This window comes from Collinsella aerofaciens, assembly GCF_040910245.1.
Lineage (GTDB): Bacteria > Actinomycetota > Coriobacteriia > Coriobacteriales > Coriobacteriaceae > Collinsella.
This window is the reverse complement of record NZ_JBDGAY010000033.1, coordinates 1-14,935: the sequence shown is the minus strand read 5'-3', so window position 1 is coordinate 14,935 and position 14,935 is coordinate 1. Positions and strand designations below refer to the sequence as shown.

The 14,935-nt window shown below is 58.4% G+C and carries 15 protein-coding genes; 9 read left to right on the top strand and 6 right to left on the bottom strand.

Annotated features, from left to right (window positions below; genetic code table 11):
- Nucleotides 1-69: 69 nt before the first annotated feature.
- Both AB5Z20_RS09500 and AB5Z20_RS09495 read right to left on the bottom strand, forming a co-directional pair.
- A complete protein-coding gene (locus tag AB5Z20_RS09500; protein WP_195235070.1) occupies nt 70-1,149 on the bottom strand; it encodes a 6-phosphofructokinase in 1,080 nt (359 codons plus the stop codon).
- Nucleotides 1,150-1,289: 140 nt separating this feature from the next.
- Nucleotides 1,290-2,375, bottom strand: a complete 1,086-nt coding sequence (locus tag AB5Z20_RS09495) for a carcinine hydrolase/isopenicillin-N N-acyltransferase family protein (protein ID WP_368157131.1) — start codon at nt 2,373-2,375, stop codon at nt 1,290-1,292.
- A gap of 161 nt (nt 2,376-2,536) precedes the next feature.
- On the opposite strand from AB5Z20_RS09495, the gene AB5Z20_RS09490 reads away from it, so the two are divergent.
- A complete protein-coding gene (locus tag AB5Z20_RS09490) occupies nt 2,537-3,922 on the top strand; it encodes a M18 family aminopeptidase (protein WP_368157129.1) in 1,386 nt (461 codons plus the stop codon).
- A 281-nt stretch (nt 3,923-4,203) separates the two neighbouring features.
- Here AB5Z20_RS09490 and AB5Z20_RS09485 read toward each other — a convergent pair whose 3' ends face one another.
- The 3 genes from AB5Z20_RS09485 to AB5Z20_RS09475 form a co-directional block, all read right to left on the bottom strand.
- Nucleotides 4,204-5,139, bottom strand: coding sequence for a D-2-hydroxyacid dehydrogenase (locus tag AB5Z20_RS09485; RefSeq protein ID WP_238022589.1), 936 nt, complete (start codon nt 5,137-5,139; stop codon nt 4,204-4,206).
- Nucleotides 5,140-5,267: 128 nt separating this feature from the next.
- Entirely contained in the window at nt 5,268-6,155 is an 888-nt protein-coding gene (gene map / locus AB5Z20_RS09480) for a type I methionyl aminopeptidase (protein WP_055286839.1), read from the bottom strand.
- Nucleotides 6,156-6,315: 160 nt separating this feature from the next.
- Entirely contained in the window at nt 6,316-7,092 is a 777-nt protein-coding gene (locus tag AB5Z20_RS09475) for a radical SAM protein (RefSeq protein WP_238022588.1), read from the bottom strand.
- 225 nt (nt 7,093-7,317) lie between these two features.
- Here AB5Z20_RS09475 and AB5Z20_RS09470 point away from each other — a divergent pair, with 225 nt between their 5' ends.
- The 8 genes from AB5Z20_RS09470 (at nt 7,318) to AB5Z20_RS09435 (ending at nt 14,245) form a co-directional block, all read left to right on the top strand.
- A complete protein-coding gene (locus AB5Z20_RS09470; RefSeq protein WP_238022587.1) occupies nt 7,318-8,115 on the top strand; it encodes an alpha/beta fold hydrolase in 798 nt (265 codons plus the stop codon).
- Between the two features lie 210 nt (nt 8,116-8,325).
- Nucleotides 8,326-10,206, top strand: coding sequence for a diguanylate cyclase (locus AB5Z20_RS09465; RefSeq protein ID WP_368157127.1), 1,881 nt, complete (start codon nt 8,326-8,328; stop codon nt 10,204-10,206).
- Nucleotides 10,207-10,230: 24 nt separating this feature from the next.
- Nucleotides 10,231-10,587 carry an Hpt domain-containing protein gene (locus tag AB5Z20_RS09460; RefSeq protein ID WP_368157125.1) on the top strand — a complete coding sequence of 119 codons (357 nt, stop codon included), beginning with the start codon at nt 10,231-10,233 and terminating at the stop codon, nt 10,585-10,587.
- Between the two features lie 293 nt (nt 10,588-10,880).
- Nucleotides 10,881-11,378: a hypothetical protein gene (locus AB5Z20_RS09455; protein ID WP_368157123.1), complete on the top strand. Its 498-nt coding sequence runs from the start codon at nt 10,881-10,883 to the stop codon at nt 11,376-11,378.
- 8 nt (nt 11,379-11,386) lie between these two features.
- Nucleotides 11,387-11,716 carry a helix-turn-helix domain-containing protein gene (locus AB5Z20_RS09450; protein ID WP_316366833.1) on the top strand — a complete coding sequence of 110 codons (330 nt, stop codon included), beginning with the start codon at nt 11,387-11,389 and terminating at the stop codon, nt 11,714-11,716.
- Between the two features lie 144 nt (nt 11,717-11,860).
- Nucleotides 11,861-12,622, top strand: a complete 762-nt coding sequence (locus AB5Z20_RS09445) for an ABC transporter ATP-binding protein (RefSeq protein ID WP_368157121.1) — start codon at nt 11,861-11,863, stop codon at nt 12,620-12,622.
- A complete protein-coding gene (locus AB5Z20_RS09440) occupies nt 12,619-13,443 on the top strand; it encodes a hypothetical protein (protein ID WP_368157119.1) in 825 nt (274 codons plus the stop codon). Before AB5Z20_RS09445 ends, AB5Z20_RS09440 begins: the two co-directional genes overlap by 4 nt.
- On the top strand, nt 13,427-14,245 hold the full coding sequence (locus AB5Z20_RS09435; protein ID WP_368157117.1) for a hypothetical protein: 819 nt from the start codon (nt 13,427-13,429) through the stop codon (nt 14,243-14,245). Before AB5Z20_RS09440 ends, AB5Z20_RS09435 begins: the two co-directional genes overlap by 17 nt.
- A 155-nt stretch (nt 14,246-14,400) precedes the next feature.
- Here AB5Z20_RS09435 and AB5Z20_RS09430 read toward each other — a convergent pair.
- Nucleotides 14,401-14,935, bottom strand: a 535-nt coding sequence (locus AB5Z20_RS09430) for a transposase (RefSeq protein WP_368157115.1), incomplete at its 5' end; no start/stop codon positions are given.

Genomic DNA, 14,935 nt, shown 5'->3' with positions numbered 1-14,935 from the left:
CCTTCCGTCCTGCGGAAAGATTTGGGAGGCAAGCCCTGGGGCCTCCGATGGGGGCGGTTCCAGCCGAGGCTATTCGTCGCCGAAGCTGATGCCCAGCGCCTTGGCCTCGCGCACCAGATCGCTCTGGGGGTCGACATACTTGAGCTTGCCGGCGACATCCTCGAGCGGCATGTGGCACATCTTGCCGTCGCGCAGGGCGATCATGTAGCCAAACTCGCCGCGCAGGCAGCCAAGCGCGGCCTCGACGCCGCACTGGGTCGCAAAGATGCGGTCCTGAGCGTCGGGCTGGCCGCCGCGCTGCGTGTGACCGGGGATAGCGACGCGGGTCTCGCGACCGGTCTTGGCCTCGATCTCCTTGGCGATGTCGTAGACGATCGACGGGCTCGTGCGCTCGGCGAGCTTCTTCTTGTACTCCTTCTTGGACAGTGCCGCGTCTTCCTTGGAGATAGCGCCCTCGGCGACGGCCACGATGGTAAAGCGGCTGCCAGTCTCCATGCGATGCTCGATGGTCTTGATGACCTGGTCCATGTCGTAGGGGATCTCGGGAATCAGGATGACGTCCGCGCCGCCCGCAACGCCGGCGTACAGCGGGATCCAGCCAACCTTGTGCCCCATGATCTCGATAACGAACACGCGGCCGTGGCTCGAGGCGGTGGTGTGGATGTCGTCGATGCACTTGGTGGCGACGTCGATGGCGCTCGTAAAGCCAAAGGTCATCTCGGTGCCCCAGGTGTCGTTATCGATGGTCTTGGGCAGGGCGATAACGTTGAGGCCCTCTTCGCGCAGGCGGTTGGCGGTCTTGGTGGAGCCGTTGCCGCCCAGCATAAACAGGCAGTCGAGCTGCAGCTTGTGATAGGTGTGGACCATCGCCGGCACCTTCTCGACGCCATCGGCCTCGGGAGTATCCAGACGCTTGAACGGTGTGCGGCTCGTGCCCAGGATGGTGCCGCCGCGGGTGAGGATGCCGCTAAAATCGGCGGGCGTCATGACACGGAATCTGCTGTAGATAAGGCCCTGGTAGCCGTCCTCAAAGCCATAAATCTCGATAGGTTCTTCGCTATTGGTCATAAGCGTTTTGACGATGCCGCGCATGGTGGCGTTGAGCGCCTGGCAGTCGCCGCCACTAGTAAGAAGACCGATCCTAAGCATGGTGAATCCTTCCGGGCAAGTTATAACATGCGCATAAGTTTACCCCCGCACACTGTTGATGCGGGGGTAAAACGTGTTAGCTCAAGCGTATGGAAATGTAAGTAACATCAGGCGAGCGTAAGGACGACGGTGCCAGCGCCTTACAGCGCGAAGGCGTCGACGTCGCCCCAGTGACGGCGCAGCGTGATGGCAGCAGCGGGTTCGGTATTGTCAAAGACGACCGACCATTGCGTATTGCTGGTGATGTCTTCCGGATTGGGCTCTTGCGCCGCAGCGCGTAGGGCTTTCCAAGCGACTGCCTCGTCTTGGGCGCCGGCATGGGCGTCGAGGACATCGGCGATGGCGACGGCGCGCTCTTTACCATGGCCCAGCTCGCCATTCTTTTGGTTGGGCAGCACTTCGTCACCATAGCAGGCGTAGAAGTTCGTAACCTGGCGTACAGGAGTCGCCTTGCATGCACGGTCGGGGTCGCGCGGATCCCACTCTACTACGCGCGCGTCACCGGCAGCGTCGTTGATAAAGAAGTGGTAATCGCGTCCGGCCATGGCGTGCATGTCGTAGGCAGAAAGCAGGTCTACGGCCTCCTGCGTGGTGGCGGCACGGTCGAGCACCAGACGGATGGCGAGCGAGGTATTGATGACGGGGCGTTGTGTGTCCTGGTCACAGGGCTTGGAATCCAAGGTGAGTACGGCAATGGACACGCCGCATTCGTTAACACCGTCGAGTTGGGCAAACGGGCCCATGAGTGCGGCGGCACGTCCGGTGACGGAGTCAAGCGGGGTGTTGGCGCCCAGGTTATTGAGGGCCGCAAAGCCGATGGAGGCATAGCCGTCGCGCGGGTGATTGCGCACCAGCAGCGCCGAGGTGTCGTCCTTAAAGTCGTAATTGCGACCGGTGCGCACGCGGCCTTTGGCATTTACGGCGACAAAAGCGCTGCAGGCAAACTGCGGCGCTTGGACATGTGCCGGCACGCCGGGCAGCACCTGCGTCACCACGGCATCGATGTAGGCCTGGTCGTCGCGCACGCCAGCGGCGATGATGCGGTCGAGGTCGTAGTCGTAGGCGACGTCGATTGCATACAGGTCATAGCCATCCGCATAGTCGGTCAAGCGTTTGAGCGACGCGGCGGACTTGATTTGCTTGCGGTAAACGATGCCGGCGGCAGCGGCAAGGCCGACGGCGGTTCCTGCAACACCGCAGGCGATGGCAATGTTACGTGGCTTCATGACGGCTCCTCTCGTCCTGTTAACGTAATTGTCGCAAAAGGTGTACGGGCATGATGGCTCAACTTGGCGAGCGGCGCGGGATTAAACATGGAATGAAAGGCGCGGCGCTGGCGTGGCGGGGTATGCTGGAGGGGACCATCAACCCAGCGAAAGGGGAGAGCATGACGGATCAGGAAACGCCCGAGCGCGCGCATGTGACGGCCGATGATATCGAGGCCGCCAACGACCTTATCGACTTTATCGAGGCATGCCCCAGCATGTTCCATACGGCGGCGACCATTATGGCCGAGCTCGACGAGGCGGGCTTTACCTACCTGCCCGAGAACGCGGCATGGGATATCGAGCCGGGCGGGCGTTATTACACGCAGCGCAACACCTCGAGTGTTGTTGCCTTTAAGGTGGGCGAGGACCTGGCCGCGACGTGGGGCGAGGACGGCGTTGCCGGTGACTATCATTTTCAGCTCACGGCGTCGCATAGCGATTCGCCGACGTTTAAGGTCAAGGCTGTGCCCGAGCTCGATGGCGCAGGCGAGACGTTGCGCCTGAACACCGAGGCCTACGGCGGCATGATCGACTACACCTGGTTCGACCGCCCGCTGGCACTCGCGGGCCGCGTGCTGGTGCGCGAGGGCGACCGCATTGAGAGCCGCCTGCTTGCCACCGAGCGCGAGGTCGCTATTATCCCGAGCCTTGCTATCCATATGAACCGTGGCGTCAACGAGGGCTTTGCTCCCAACCGAGCTGTCGACCTGTGCCCGCTCATCAGTGCCGGCGAGCTTAAGCGGGGCGACTTTGATGCCCTGATCGCCGAAGAGCTGGATGTTGAGCCCGAACAAATTTTGGGCCGCGACCTGTTCCTGGTCAATCGTCAGGACGCACGCATCTGGGGCTGGGCCGATGAGTTTATCTCGACGCCCAAGCTCGACGACCTGGCCTGTGCCTATACCTCGCTGCAGGCATTTTTGGGTGCCGAGAACGCGCACGACGTTTCGGTCTTTTGCTGCTTTGATAACGAGGAGGTTGGCTCCGAGACCAAGCAGGGCGCCATGTCGACCTTCTTGGCCGACGCGCTGCGCCGCATCAACGGATCGCTGGGCTTTGACGACGAATCGTACCACCGCGCACTTGCCGCCTCGATGCTCGTGAGCTGCGACAACGCGCATGCCGTGCACCCCAACCACGCCGAGAAGTGCGATGCCCGCAACCAGGTCGTGCTCAACGGCGGCATCGTTATCAAGGAAGCTGCCAACCAGCACTACTGCACCGATGCCTTTAGCCGCGCGGTGTTCCAGGCTATTTGCGATGACGCCGACGTGCCCACGCAGGCCTTCGCCAACAAGAGCGATATGGCGGGTGGCTCCACGCTCGGCAACCTGTCGAACATGCAGGCGAGCATGCACGCCGTGGACGTGGGCCTGCCGCAGCTGGCCATGCACTCAAGCTACGAGACCGGCGGCGTACGCGACGTGATGTACGCCATCCGCGCCCTCACGGCCTTCTACGAGCGCAACCTAACCATCAACGGCGCCGAAAGCGTGGAGCTCTAAAACCTACCAAAAAGGGACAGGTTTATTTTGGCAGGTTTTATCTGGGCAAATGCCGCAACGCCAGCGGCAAGACGGAACTGCTAGGGCCTGCAGATAAAGCCGGCGCCAGCGGAACGCCGCAGGTAGAGCAAAAGTCAGCGAGAGCCCGCCAGAGCGAGCAAGGTGACGTGAAAGAGGAGGGCATAGGCCTTTTGGCCATGCCCGACGATTGAACGTCAGATTGCCGCTCTGGCGGGCTCGCAGCGTCGAGGGGTTCCGGCGTTTGGAAAACGCCGGAACAATTAGTGTTCGATCCAGCAGCGAAGCGTCTCGCCTGCCTGCAGGTGACGCAGATTCTCCGCGGCGATGTCGACCACGTTATTGAGCGTGGCGGCTAGGTGGAACCAGCCGGAGACGTGCGGCGTGATGAGCATGTTGGGTGCATCCCACAGCGGGCTTGCGGCGGGCAGCGGCTCGGGGTCGGTGACGTCGACCGCGGCGCCGGCGAGATGACCCGACTCCAGGGCGGTTACCAAGTCGTCGGTGACCACAAGATCGCCGCGGCCGCCGTTGGCAAAGAAGGCACCCGGCTTCATCGTGGCAAAGAACTCGGCATTTGCAATGCCGCGGGTCTTGGGCGTGCTGGGCATAAAGGATGCGACGATGTCGGCCTCGGCCAGGCGCTCAGGTAGGGCGTCCATGCCATCCATATCCTCAAACACAATGGGGTAGACGAGCGGATGGCGCTTGATGCCGCGGACGTGTGCGCCCATGTTGCGGCAGAGCGTGGCAAAGTGGCCGCCGATATCGCCCGCGCCCAGCACCAGCACGTTGGCGTTTTTGAGCGAGGTAACCGGCCCCAAATCCTCCCAGCGATGTTCGCGCTGCAAATCGTGATACCCGGGCAGGCGCTTCATCATGGAAAGGACCATGGCAAACATATGCTCGCTCACGGCCTGACCGTAAGCGCCGATTGAGCAAGACAGCTTGGCTTCAGCCGGCACGGTGCCGGCGGCAAGGTAGTCGTCATAGCCGGCGGTCTGCAGTTGCAGCAGCTGGAGGTGCTCGCACGCGGTAAGCAGGGCAGGGTCTATGTTGCCCAAGATCACGTCGGCGTTGGCGACCTGCTCACGTGTGATGGCGTCGGCGCTCGTATAGATAAAGTCCTCGCCCGGAGCACTCGACTCAAGAATTGCGCGATGGCGGTCATTGACGGGCAGCAAAACCAGGATGTTCACAAGCAGTCCTCTCCGCTCGACCTGCCAAAAAGGGACAGGTTTATTTTGGCAGGTTTTATCAGGCAAAACGCTCAAAAAAACGCCGGATGCAAGACGAGCGTGCCCGTCAGCATCCGGCGCATCTACAGCTACCAACTCAGCAGCTCGTAGCCGTCCTCGGTCACCACGAGCTGTACCTCGCACTGGGCCGAATCGCTGCCGTCCTTGGTGCGCACGCACCAACCGTCACCCTTGCTGATCTTGATGTCGGGCGCTCCGGCGTTGACCATGGGCTCGATGGTAAAGACCATGCCCGGGGCCATGATAGTGTCCACATCGGGTGCCTCGGTGGTAAAGCCCACAAACGGGTCCTCGTGGAACTCCTTGCCAATGCCGTGTCCGCCGTACTCGCGCACCACGCTAAAGCCGGCGTCCTCGACCGTCTTTTGCACGGCCTCGGCCATAACGGACAACGGCAGCCATGGCTTGACGGCTGCCAGACCCGCCTCCACGCTGGCGCGGGTGACGTCGACCAGGCGCTGGCGCTCGGCAGAGACCTCGCCGATGCAGAACATGCGGCTCGAATCACTAAAGTAGCCGTCCAAAATCGTGGAGCAGTCGACGTTGATGATGTCGCCCTCGTGCAGCACGTCCGTATCGCAGGGAATGCCGTGGCAGACCACGTCGTTGATCGAGGTGCACACGCTTTTGGGATAGCCCTCGTAGTTGAGGTCGGCCGGCGTGCCACCGTGCTCGACGGTGTAGTCGTAGATCATCTGGTCGATCTGGTTGGTGGTCATGCCCGCGGCGATGTGCTCGCCCACGTAGTCGAGCACGCCCACGTTGATGGCGGCCGAGCGCTTGATGCCCTCGATGTCGGCAGGCGTCTTGTAGAGCGTGCGAGGCAGGACCTCCCAGCCCTCTTCCCACAAGCGCTCGAGGCGCTCGTCGAAGGCACTGTGGCATTTCTTATATTTTTTGCCGCTGCCGCACCAGCAAGCGTCGTTGCGGCCGGGCACGGGTCCTTTGTCATACATGGCTAACTTCCTTTCATCCGCAGCTAGTATAGCCCACCCACGCGTCCATAAAAGTTGCGGTGATATAGTTCCGATTTAAGCGGTTTAACAGCATAAATAGGAACTATATCACCGCAACTGATGGAGCGGGATGGCGGGCACTAACTGCTGCGTGGTTTTGCTAGTAGCTCACCTGGCAGGGGATGCCGAGGGCGCGCACGCGCGCGGCAATGGCGTCGAGCACCTCGGGCGCCGCTTTGGCAAGGCCGGCGATTGGTGTCTCGCGCGCCACCGTGTAGATGGTCGCCTCCTGCGGGCGAATGCGCTCAAGCGCCGCGAGCCAGGGGGCAACGTACTCCTCGCCGGTGTTATCGATGAGCTTGCCCTGATACTCGCCGGTCAAAAAGATCGTCTGGATAATGACATGACCGTTAAAGCTCGCGAACGTCTCGATCTGGTGCTCCACATCGTAGGGACCAACGGGCTGGTCGAGCAGCTGGATAAATGCCGGGTCGACGGTATCGAGCTTGAGGATGTTGTCGTCGACCATCACGAGCGCATCGTGTACCTGGGGACGGTCGGCACGCGTGCCGTTGGAAAGCACGGCAATCTTGGTGTTTGGGGCCAGCTGATCGCGAAGCGCGACAGCGCCGGCGATGGCCTGCGGAAACTCCGGTGCGGCGGTGGGCTCGCCGTTGCCTGCGAAGGTGATCACATCGGGGAGCTCGCCCTCAGCTGCCATCTCGCGCAGCTTTGCCTCGAGCACGTCGAGTACCACGGCAGCTGTGTTGTACGGTTCATGGCAGGGGCGCTCGGCGTTGAGGCCGTTTTCGCAGTAGATGCAGTCGAACGTGCAGATTTTGCCGCTGGCCGGCATCATGTTGACGCCGAGCGAGAGACCTAGGCGACGGCTGCGAACGGGCCCAAAGATGGGGCTGGCATTCAAAAACGTAGACATAGGCATATGCTCCTCAAGACAATTGTGCCTAAGCATAGCATCGGCTCCAGGGCAAGGTGAGGGCTCTTGCTTTACAAGTTTCGTTTTTTAACGTCGCTCATTATGCGGTGCCATGAAAAGTCTCGGGTCAGGTACAGTTAATCTGTTAACAAGGCGTAAGGCAATGCGGGTCCATCCAACCGTACTGACGTGCAACTGGATGGGCATTGATGATGGGAACACAGTATGGATTTTACAGTCGAGAATGCGGGCACCACGATCGCCTGCCGCGAGTATGCCAGCCCGGATGTATCGTCCGATACACCCGCCTTGGTGTGCGTGCACGGTGCGTGCGTCGACGGTGTCTTTTTTGACGGCGTCGCCCGCGAGCTCGCCTGCGACTATCGCGTCATTGCTTACGACCGCCGCGGTTGCGGCGAGAGCGGCGACGCTGCAGATGGACGCTACGACCTCGCCGTCCAGGCCGCCGACCTGCAGGCCGTTATTGAGCATATTGGCGCTCCGGCAAACGTGCTCGCGCACAGTGCCGGTACGCTGGTGACGCTGGAGCTTCTCCGTGCAAACCCCGCCATAATCTCGCGTGCGATCTTGCACGAACCCGCCGTGACAAACGAGGGCGCCGGTCTGGGCGCGGCCCCGGTTTTGCTCGAGATGATCGCCGCGGGAAAGGTCTCCAGGGCATTGCGGGCCTTCCTTGGCGCCATCGGCGATTCGGACCCTGAGGCCCCCAAGTTAACCGAGGCGGAAGCCAAACATGCCCTACGCAACGGCCGCAGTTTCATGGCAAACGAATACGGGATTACTATGACCTGCGTTCCCGATTGGGATAGCGTCCGCGCGTCAAGAACGGTGAACGCCGTGCTTTTGGGCGAGCTTTCGATCGGCACGCCTCGCGAGGCGGGCACGAGGATAGCGGCTGAGCTTTTGGACTGTTCACTCGTAATGGTTCCCGGCGCGCACAACGGCCTGCGCGATCGCCCGGCAGCGGCTGCCCGGGCTGTCTGCGGCATCCTGGGGCTCTAACACCCGCAATAGTCAAAGCGGCCTTCACCTGCAAACGTTTCGGCCGTGTTAACAACTGTGCTCAAAACCTCACGTCTGCGGCTTCAATCGTGCCGTCTGCCAACTCATAATAATGTAACAGGATTCACGTGCTTACCTGCATCGACAAGGTGTTACCCTTGTAACATTTGGAACCCACCGCTTCATGCGAAACTATCGAAAGGGCCCCATATGCTCAATAATCACGAGGTCAATCTAACCGACGAGGAGGCTGCCGCCGAGGTCGCCCGCGTCGCGAAGACCTACCCCGTGGTGCGTTTGCTGTCGGCCGATCAGATTAAGAGCGAGCCTAACTGCTTGCTCGCCGGCGATCGCTGCCCTTGTCTGCGTCAGTCGAGTCTTGAGGCCTTGGCAGGTTCCGATGATGTATCGGAGCAGCTGCTCAATGATGGTACCGAGTACCGCGCTCGCCTGCGCCCTCTGAAGGTCGAGGGCGAGCCTCACGTCCTGCTGATGGTGCGTCCGATCGATGAGCAAGAGGCTGCAGAAGAGGACCTCGTCTACACCGACGTGCTGACGAGTGTGCGCAATCGCCGATATTACGAGGAAAAGCTCCGTAGCGCCCGCATGAATGCCGGCGTTGCGGTGATCGACCTTGATGATTTTAGGGTCTTCAACGATACGTGCGGCCGCCATGCCGGCGACCTTGCGCTCGGTGCCGTGGCGACAGCCATACGCAGCGGTATTCGTTCGACTGACGAACTTGTGCGCTATGGCTGCGACAAGTTTGTGGCCGTCATGCCCGATATTCCCTCCGATGACTTCGCCCGTCGCCTGCGTCAGGTATCCGATGCCGTTCGTTCCGCGATTATTCCGGGCCATGAGCACGTGAGCTTGACGGCATGTGTTGGTGGCGTTCGCATTCATGGCGAGACGGTTGATGAGGGCGTTGGCCGCGCTGTCCAGTTACTGAGCCGTGCTAAGGCAAAAGCCGGTACGGTCGTGACCGATGGCGATTTCATCGAGGTCTTCCAAAGCGAAAAGCCTTTGGTGCTTATCGTCGATGACTCCGAGATGAACCGAGCCATTCTCAACGAGATGCTCAAGGACGAGTATTGCATCCTCGAGGCCGAAAACGGTCGTACGGCGCTCGATATGGTCGACCGCTATGGCGATGAGTTGTCGCTCGTGCTGCTGGACATTGTCATGCCGGGCGTGAGCGGCTTTGAGGTGCTGGCCGATCTGTCGCGCCGATCGGTTGTTGACAATCTGCCTGTCATCATGATTTCGAGCGAAGAATCCGACGATGTGGTTCTGCGTGCGTACGAGCTGGGCGCCTCGGACTATATCAGCCGCCCGTTTGACGCCCGTGTCGTGCGCCGTCGTGTAAGCAACACTATCCGTCTGTACGCCAAACAGCGCCGCCTGACGAGCCTGCTGTCCCAGCAGTACAACGAGCGCGTCAAGAACAGTCGCATGCTCATCGACATCATGGCCGGTGTCATGGAACTTCGCAATGGCGAGAGCGGCAGGCACGTTACGAATATCGAAAAGCTGACCGAGCTGCTGCTTGGCTGTCTGGTCCAGCGTAGCGACACCATTTCCCTCGACAACGAGGAACGCTCCACGATTGCCCTGGCTTCGGCGCTGCACGATATCGGCAAGATGGCGATTGACGATGCGATTCTCAACAAACCCGGACGCCTTACGCCCGAGGAGTTCGAGATTATGAAGACGCATACCACGATCGGCGCCGACATGTTGCTTGAGCTGGGTGGCCATCACGCCGGCAATGCGCTTATGGAATATGCGTACCAGATTGCGCGTTGGCATCACGAGCGCTGGGACGGCAAGGGTTATCCCGATGGCCTTAAGGGCGACGAAATTCCCATTGCCGCACAGGTGGTTTCGGTGGCCGAAGTGTACGATGCGCTGACGAGCGTGCGCGTGTACAAGGATGCCATCCCGCACGAGGAGGCTATCCAGATGATCCTGGACGGTAAGTGCGGTACCTTTAACCCGTTGCTGCTCGATTGCCTGCTCGAGGTGCAGGACCAAATTGCCGAGACGTTGGCACGCCCCGCTGACGTCGTCGCGTTTCCCACGATTTAGTTTGACCAAAGGAGTTTTTAACCCATGATTTCCATGCGTGAGGCGTATGAGAAGATCGGCGCTAATTATGATGACGCGTGCGCTCGGCTGATGGGCGAGGAAATGCTTGCCCGCTTTGCCCTCAAGTTTTTGGATGACGAGAGCATGGACAAGCTGGAGGCTGCCATGGCGGCGGGAGACGCTGAAGGTGCGTTTATGGCAGTGCATACGCTCAAGGGCGTGAGCCAGAACCTGGGATTCGATAATCTGTACGAGCCGGCGGTTGTGGTGACCGATGCGCTGCGCGGCGCCGATGCCGTTGACGGCGCACGCGAGGGAATGCATGCGTTGCAGCAGCAATATGCGGCCACGTTGTCGGCCCTGCGCGAGGCGGCCGAATAAGAGCTTGCGGGCCTTGATGACTATGAGAGTGGATAATCTCCCGTTTTAGGCCCGGTGGCGGCCTCAAAGTGGGAGATTATCCACTCTCGTTCGATATGTGTCCAAAAATCCACGCTCACCCCTCCGGGTTAGTAAATGGCCTATGCGCACTGGCGGGGCTTTCCGCATGCAATCAATATCGTTGTTCGATAAACTGTTCGAATAACGATAGAGTCGATGAGGGTGAGTGTATGTCTAACAGCGTTCAGCGTATGGCCAAAGCGGGCGAAAATATCAGGAAGCTTGGCTTTTGCATGGCAGCCGTTTTTGCAGGGATGCTCGTCGCTTTTGCCGCGTTGGTTGTTTACGTGATCTGGTATGCGGTTGCAAACGTTGCCTCTGTCGATTCTTTGGGCGTCGTGACGCTTCTCGATGGCGGGTGCATCGTTATCCCAAGCGGACTGTGCCTGGCACTCGTCGTGGGTATTTCGCTTGTCGTTCTGTGTGGGATCAGCCGTAACATCTCGCGAGGAGTCTCGCCCTTTACCAAGACGCATGTGCGGCTTATCCGTGTTCTTGCGCTTGCCTTTGCTGTTAACGCCGCGGTTTCGCTTATTGGTGCCTACGGATCGGTCAATCTTACCATTGGTGGGCTGGAGCTTTACGTCGTGCCTCATTCCTTCGTTATTGAGATTTGCCAAGGCGTTGCCTTTGATGCGGGGTCGCTTATCGGCGCGGCTGTCTGTCTGTGTATCTCGGTGATCTGGAGTTATGCCTCGCTGCTCCAAGAGCAGTCTGACGAGCTTGTGTAGGAGGAAGCATGAGCTATCTCATCATCGAGCTTGAGACGCAGCTACTTAAGACCGGAAAGACCAGTGCTGATCTGATTCGTGCCACGGGGCATACTCCGGCTAATATTTCTAAGCTAAGAAACGGAAAAATTAAAGCTATTCGCCTTAAGACGCTTCTCGATATTTGCGATGAACTTGACTGTCAACCGGGAGATATTATTCAGCGCGTGAGCGAGAAAGAGCTTGAGGAGCTTATTGTTGAGCGTGCAAAAAATGTCGTGAGGCAGATGCGGGACGGCGGAGGCAATGAGGCGTTGCTTCCGACATCAGTCTTTGCTGTAGATTTGAGCGACGAGTAGCATAAAGCGAACAACTATAACGAAATATCAGCGTAAAGGGGCCCGTGTCTAACACGGGTTCTTTCTTTTAGATTACCTTGACAAATATGAGTTATCGAAAAACAATAACAACTATGAAAAACGATAAAGGAAAGAAGGAACGATATGAGCGGTTTTGCTATCAAGCAGAACGGGAGGCCGATGAACGCATCAGCGATAAAGTTATCAAAGGTGTCAAAGCGCTACGGGAAACGGCGCGTTTTGCATGACGTTTCCTTCGAGGTGCATCAGTCTGAGCTCCTTGCCCTTGTTGGTGCAAACGGTGCGGGCAAAAGCACGCTTATTAAAATCGTCTTGGGCCTCTGCGAGCCGTCGTCGGGGAGCGTGGAGCTCTTTGGGGGCAAGTCGAAAAAAGAGCTGAGCCCGATGCGGACGCGTGTCGGCTATGTGCCAGATTCCTGCGGAGCATACCAATCCCTCAGTGCGGCTGAGAATCTTCGGATCCGATGTGCGGAATGGGGGCTTGATGCGAATCGTGAGATTCCTCGCGTTTTGAGCCTAGTCGGGCTGGACGTCGAAGAGAAAAAGAGCGTGAACAGTTTTTCTCTGGGAATGAAACGGCGGCTGGATATAGCTACGGCTTTGTTGGGCGACACCGACGTACTAATTTTCGATGAGCCGGCAAATGGATTGGACCCGCTGGGCATCGAGAGTATATGGGCCCTTATCGGTCGATTGAATCGAGAACAGGGTAAGACCATGCTCGTCTCTAGCCATGATTTGGATGAGTTGGCATCAGTTGCAACAAGTTGCGTGTTTATTCATGACGGCGAACTGCTGAAAAAGGAATCGATGGACGTCATAAGGGATGAGGCGTCGTCCCTAAAAGAGTATTACAGGCGCTTGATGAAGGCGGTCTCGCTATGAAGCGGGCGATCCATCCCATAAAGGCAGATATGATGCGTTTGCACAGGATGTTTCCGGCGAAGTTTGGTCTTGCGCTTATTCTGGCGTTCGGCCTTCTCTTCGGTGTCTTTCTAAAAAACGGAACAACGTTGCTCGCCTTTGGCAATAGCGTTTTTGGGGAGGATATTGGTTTCTGCTGGAATGTAATCGATCCTTCTGCACCCGATGAGTCCCTTGTGCGCAGTGCTTTTGCCGGCACGTCTCTGTTCGTTCCGCTCATCGTTTGCCTGGCGATTTTACAGGAGCGCGGCTATGAAGAGGGGCACCGAATTTCTTCAGCAAGAGGTCTTGCCCGCTTTAATGGGGTCCTAGCACATGTGCTTTCGTTTGCTTTAATAATTGGCGTAGCATATAGTGCGCTTTGCCTTCTTCTTTTTGCAATAGCCATAATACGTGGAGGGCATAACCTCTCGCACGATATGCTAACTGCATTTTTGCCTGCAATGATAGTCAACGCCGTATTGGTGATATCGGTTGCGCTGGAGACGGTGACCATCTATCGGATTACAGACAGCGCTGTATTGAGCGGGGCTGCGATAATTATTGGATTTGTCATGAGCTTGACGCTCTACGGAACCTTCCTTCAGGCGCCCATACCGTCCTTGCGATGGATTTTCCTTCTTCCGGGGCCGTATCTTGGAGTCGGATGTGCCCTTGGGTATAGCGATATGGGTCAGCTGACACTTCTGGGATACGGCGTGGTAGCCAGCTGTCTATCGGTATTGATTTACGCTCTCGTGAGCTTTCGTGCTGGGGGTGTGCTCAATGGCTCGCCAGACTAGAAGATTTCTTCATTCAGAATTGAGGCATGTGAGCAAATGGACGTACGCCTTAATCCTGGTAATTTATGCGTGCATGGTGGTATTGCAGCTTAATTCTTTCCCGATGTGGTTCTGTAGCCTCCGTGAGAACAGTTTCTTGGGCTTTTTCCCAGACCCGACACTTCGGCTATCGGCAGAGGATGTCCTTCTATTTGGTAATGCAGAGGTTTTCCGCGGTCTGCTGTTCAACGTGGCCCCGTTGGCTCATGCATTGTTCTTTCCGTTCATCGCGGCTTGCATTGTGCCGCGCTTTGTCAGTTCGGGCTTTATTGAGGAACCGTGGGGGTTGTCGGAGGCTCGGGGAGGGAAGCGTGTGTGCGCTATCGTTGCGCGAGTGGTGCTGTCTTCTTTTGCCCTTTTGGGCGCATTTATCCTGTCAAGTGTCGTTTTGTACTGTCTTAACTGCGTAATCGTTTTGGATGCTCAGCAGTATTTCAACCTGCATGTATTTTGCTATCGACTTGTTCTTGCTGCCGCTGCCTGCCTTGCATACGTGGTTTCTTGCGTAATCGTTGTTTCCTATTTTGGGTCCGGCTTCGGTCCGATTGGCATGCTGCTGCTTGTCAACGTCGTAGCGATCTACATACAGCTCGGGGCCAATTCCATGCTTCCGCTACCGTCCTCGATGCTCATGTGGATTTGCGGCGTGACCCCGTTGGGGGATGGTCAATGCGTTTCGATTTTAATTGACTGCCTAATAAACGTAGCAAGCGTTTTTGCCATCTGCTTTACAGTCGACCGATTGCGGTCGAGATTTCTTTGATTGTTTGTGAGGGATAATCATACCGAGCATACCAAATACAGGGGGGTGTTCCTATAGTTTTGTCAACTGGGAAATGCTGCCCGCGCGACTGAATCGCGGCATGCTGACGCCAGGCCATTCGGCCGGTGGGCTCCAATCTGTTCGGTGCGCTTCGGCTAGGCGGCGTAAGGCACCCTGTCCCGCATGACCGCGTAGATGACCTTCAGCCTCTTTCGCGCCAGCGCCTTGAGCGCCTTGCCGTGCGACATGCCCCGCTCTCGGCACCTGGTGTAGTAGTCACCCCATCTCCCCTCTGTCCGGGTAAGGCAGTTACATGAGAATATGAGCAGGTTCTTCAGTCTCTTGTTGCCTTGGCGCGATGCCGTCACCGAGGAGATCGAGGTTCCCGACTGGCGGTTGCGCGGCGCCAGGCCGCAGTACGACGCGAGCCTGTCGTGGCTTGGGAAGTCTTCGATGTCGATGGAGATCGCAAGCTCGGAAGCGGTTTTGGGGCCGATCCCCGGCACCGTCAGGAGGCATCGGTAGGTATCGTCGCCCTCGAGCAGGGCGGAGATCTCCGCCGTGATCGCCTCGATCTCCGCCGAGTTCTCGGATATCCTGCGCGCGAGCAGCTTCACCGCCCGGTCCTCGGCGGCGATGGCCGCCGCGTCCGGCCTTGTCGAGGAGGCTGTCGAGCGGACGAGGGCCTCG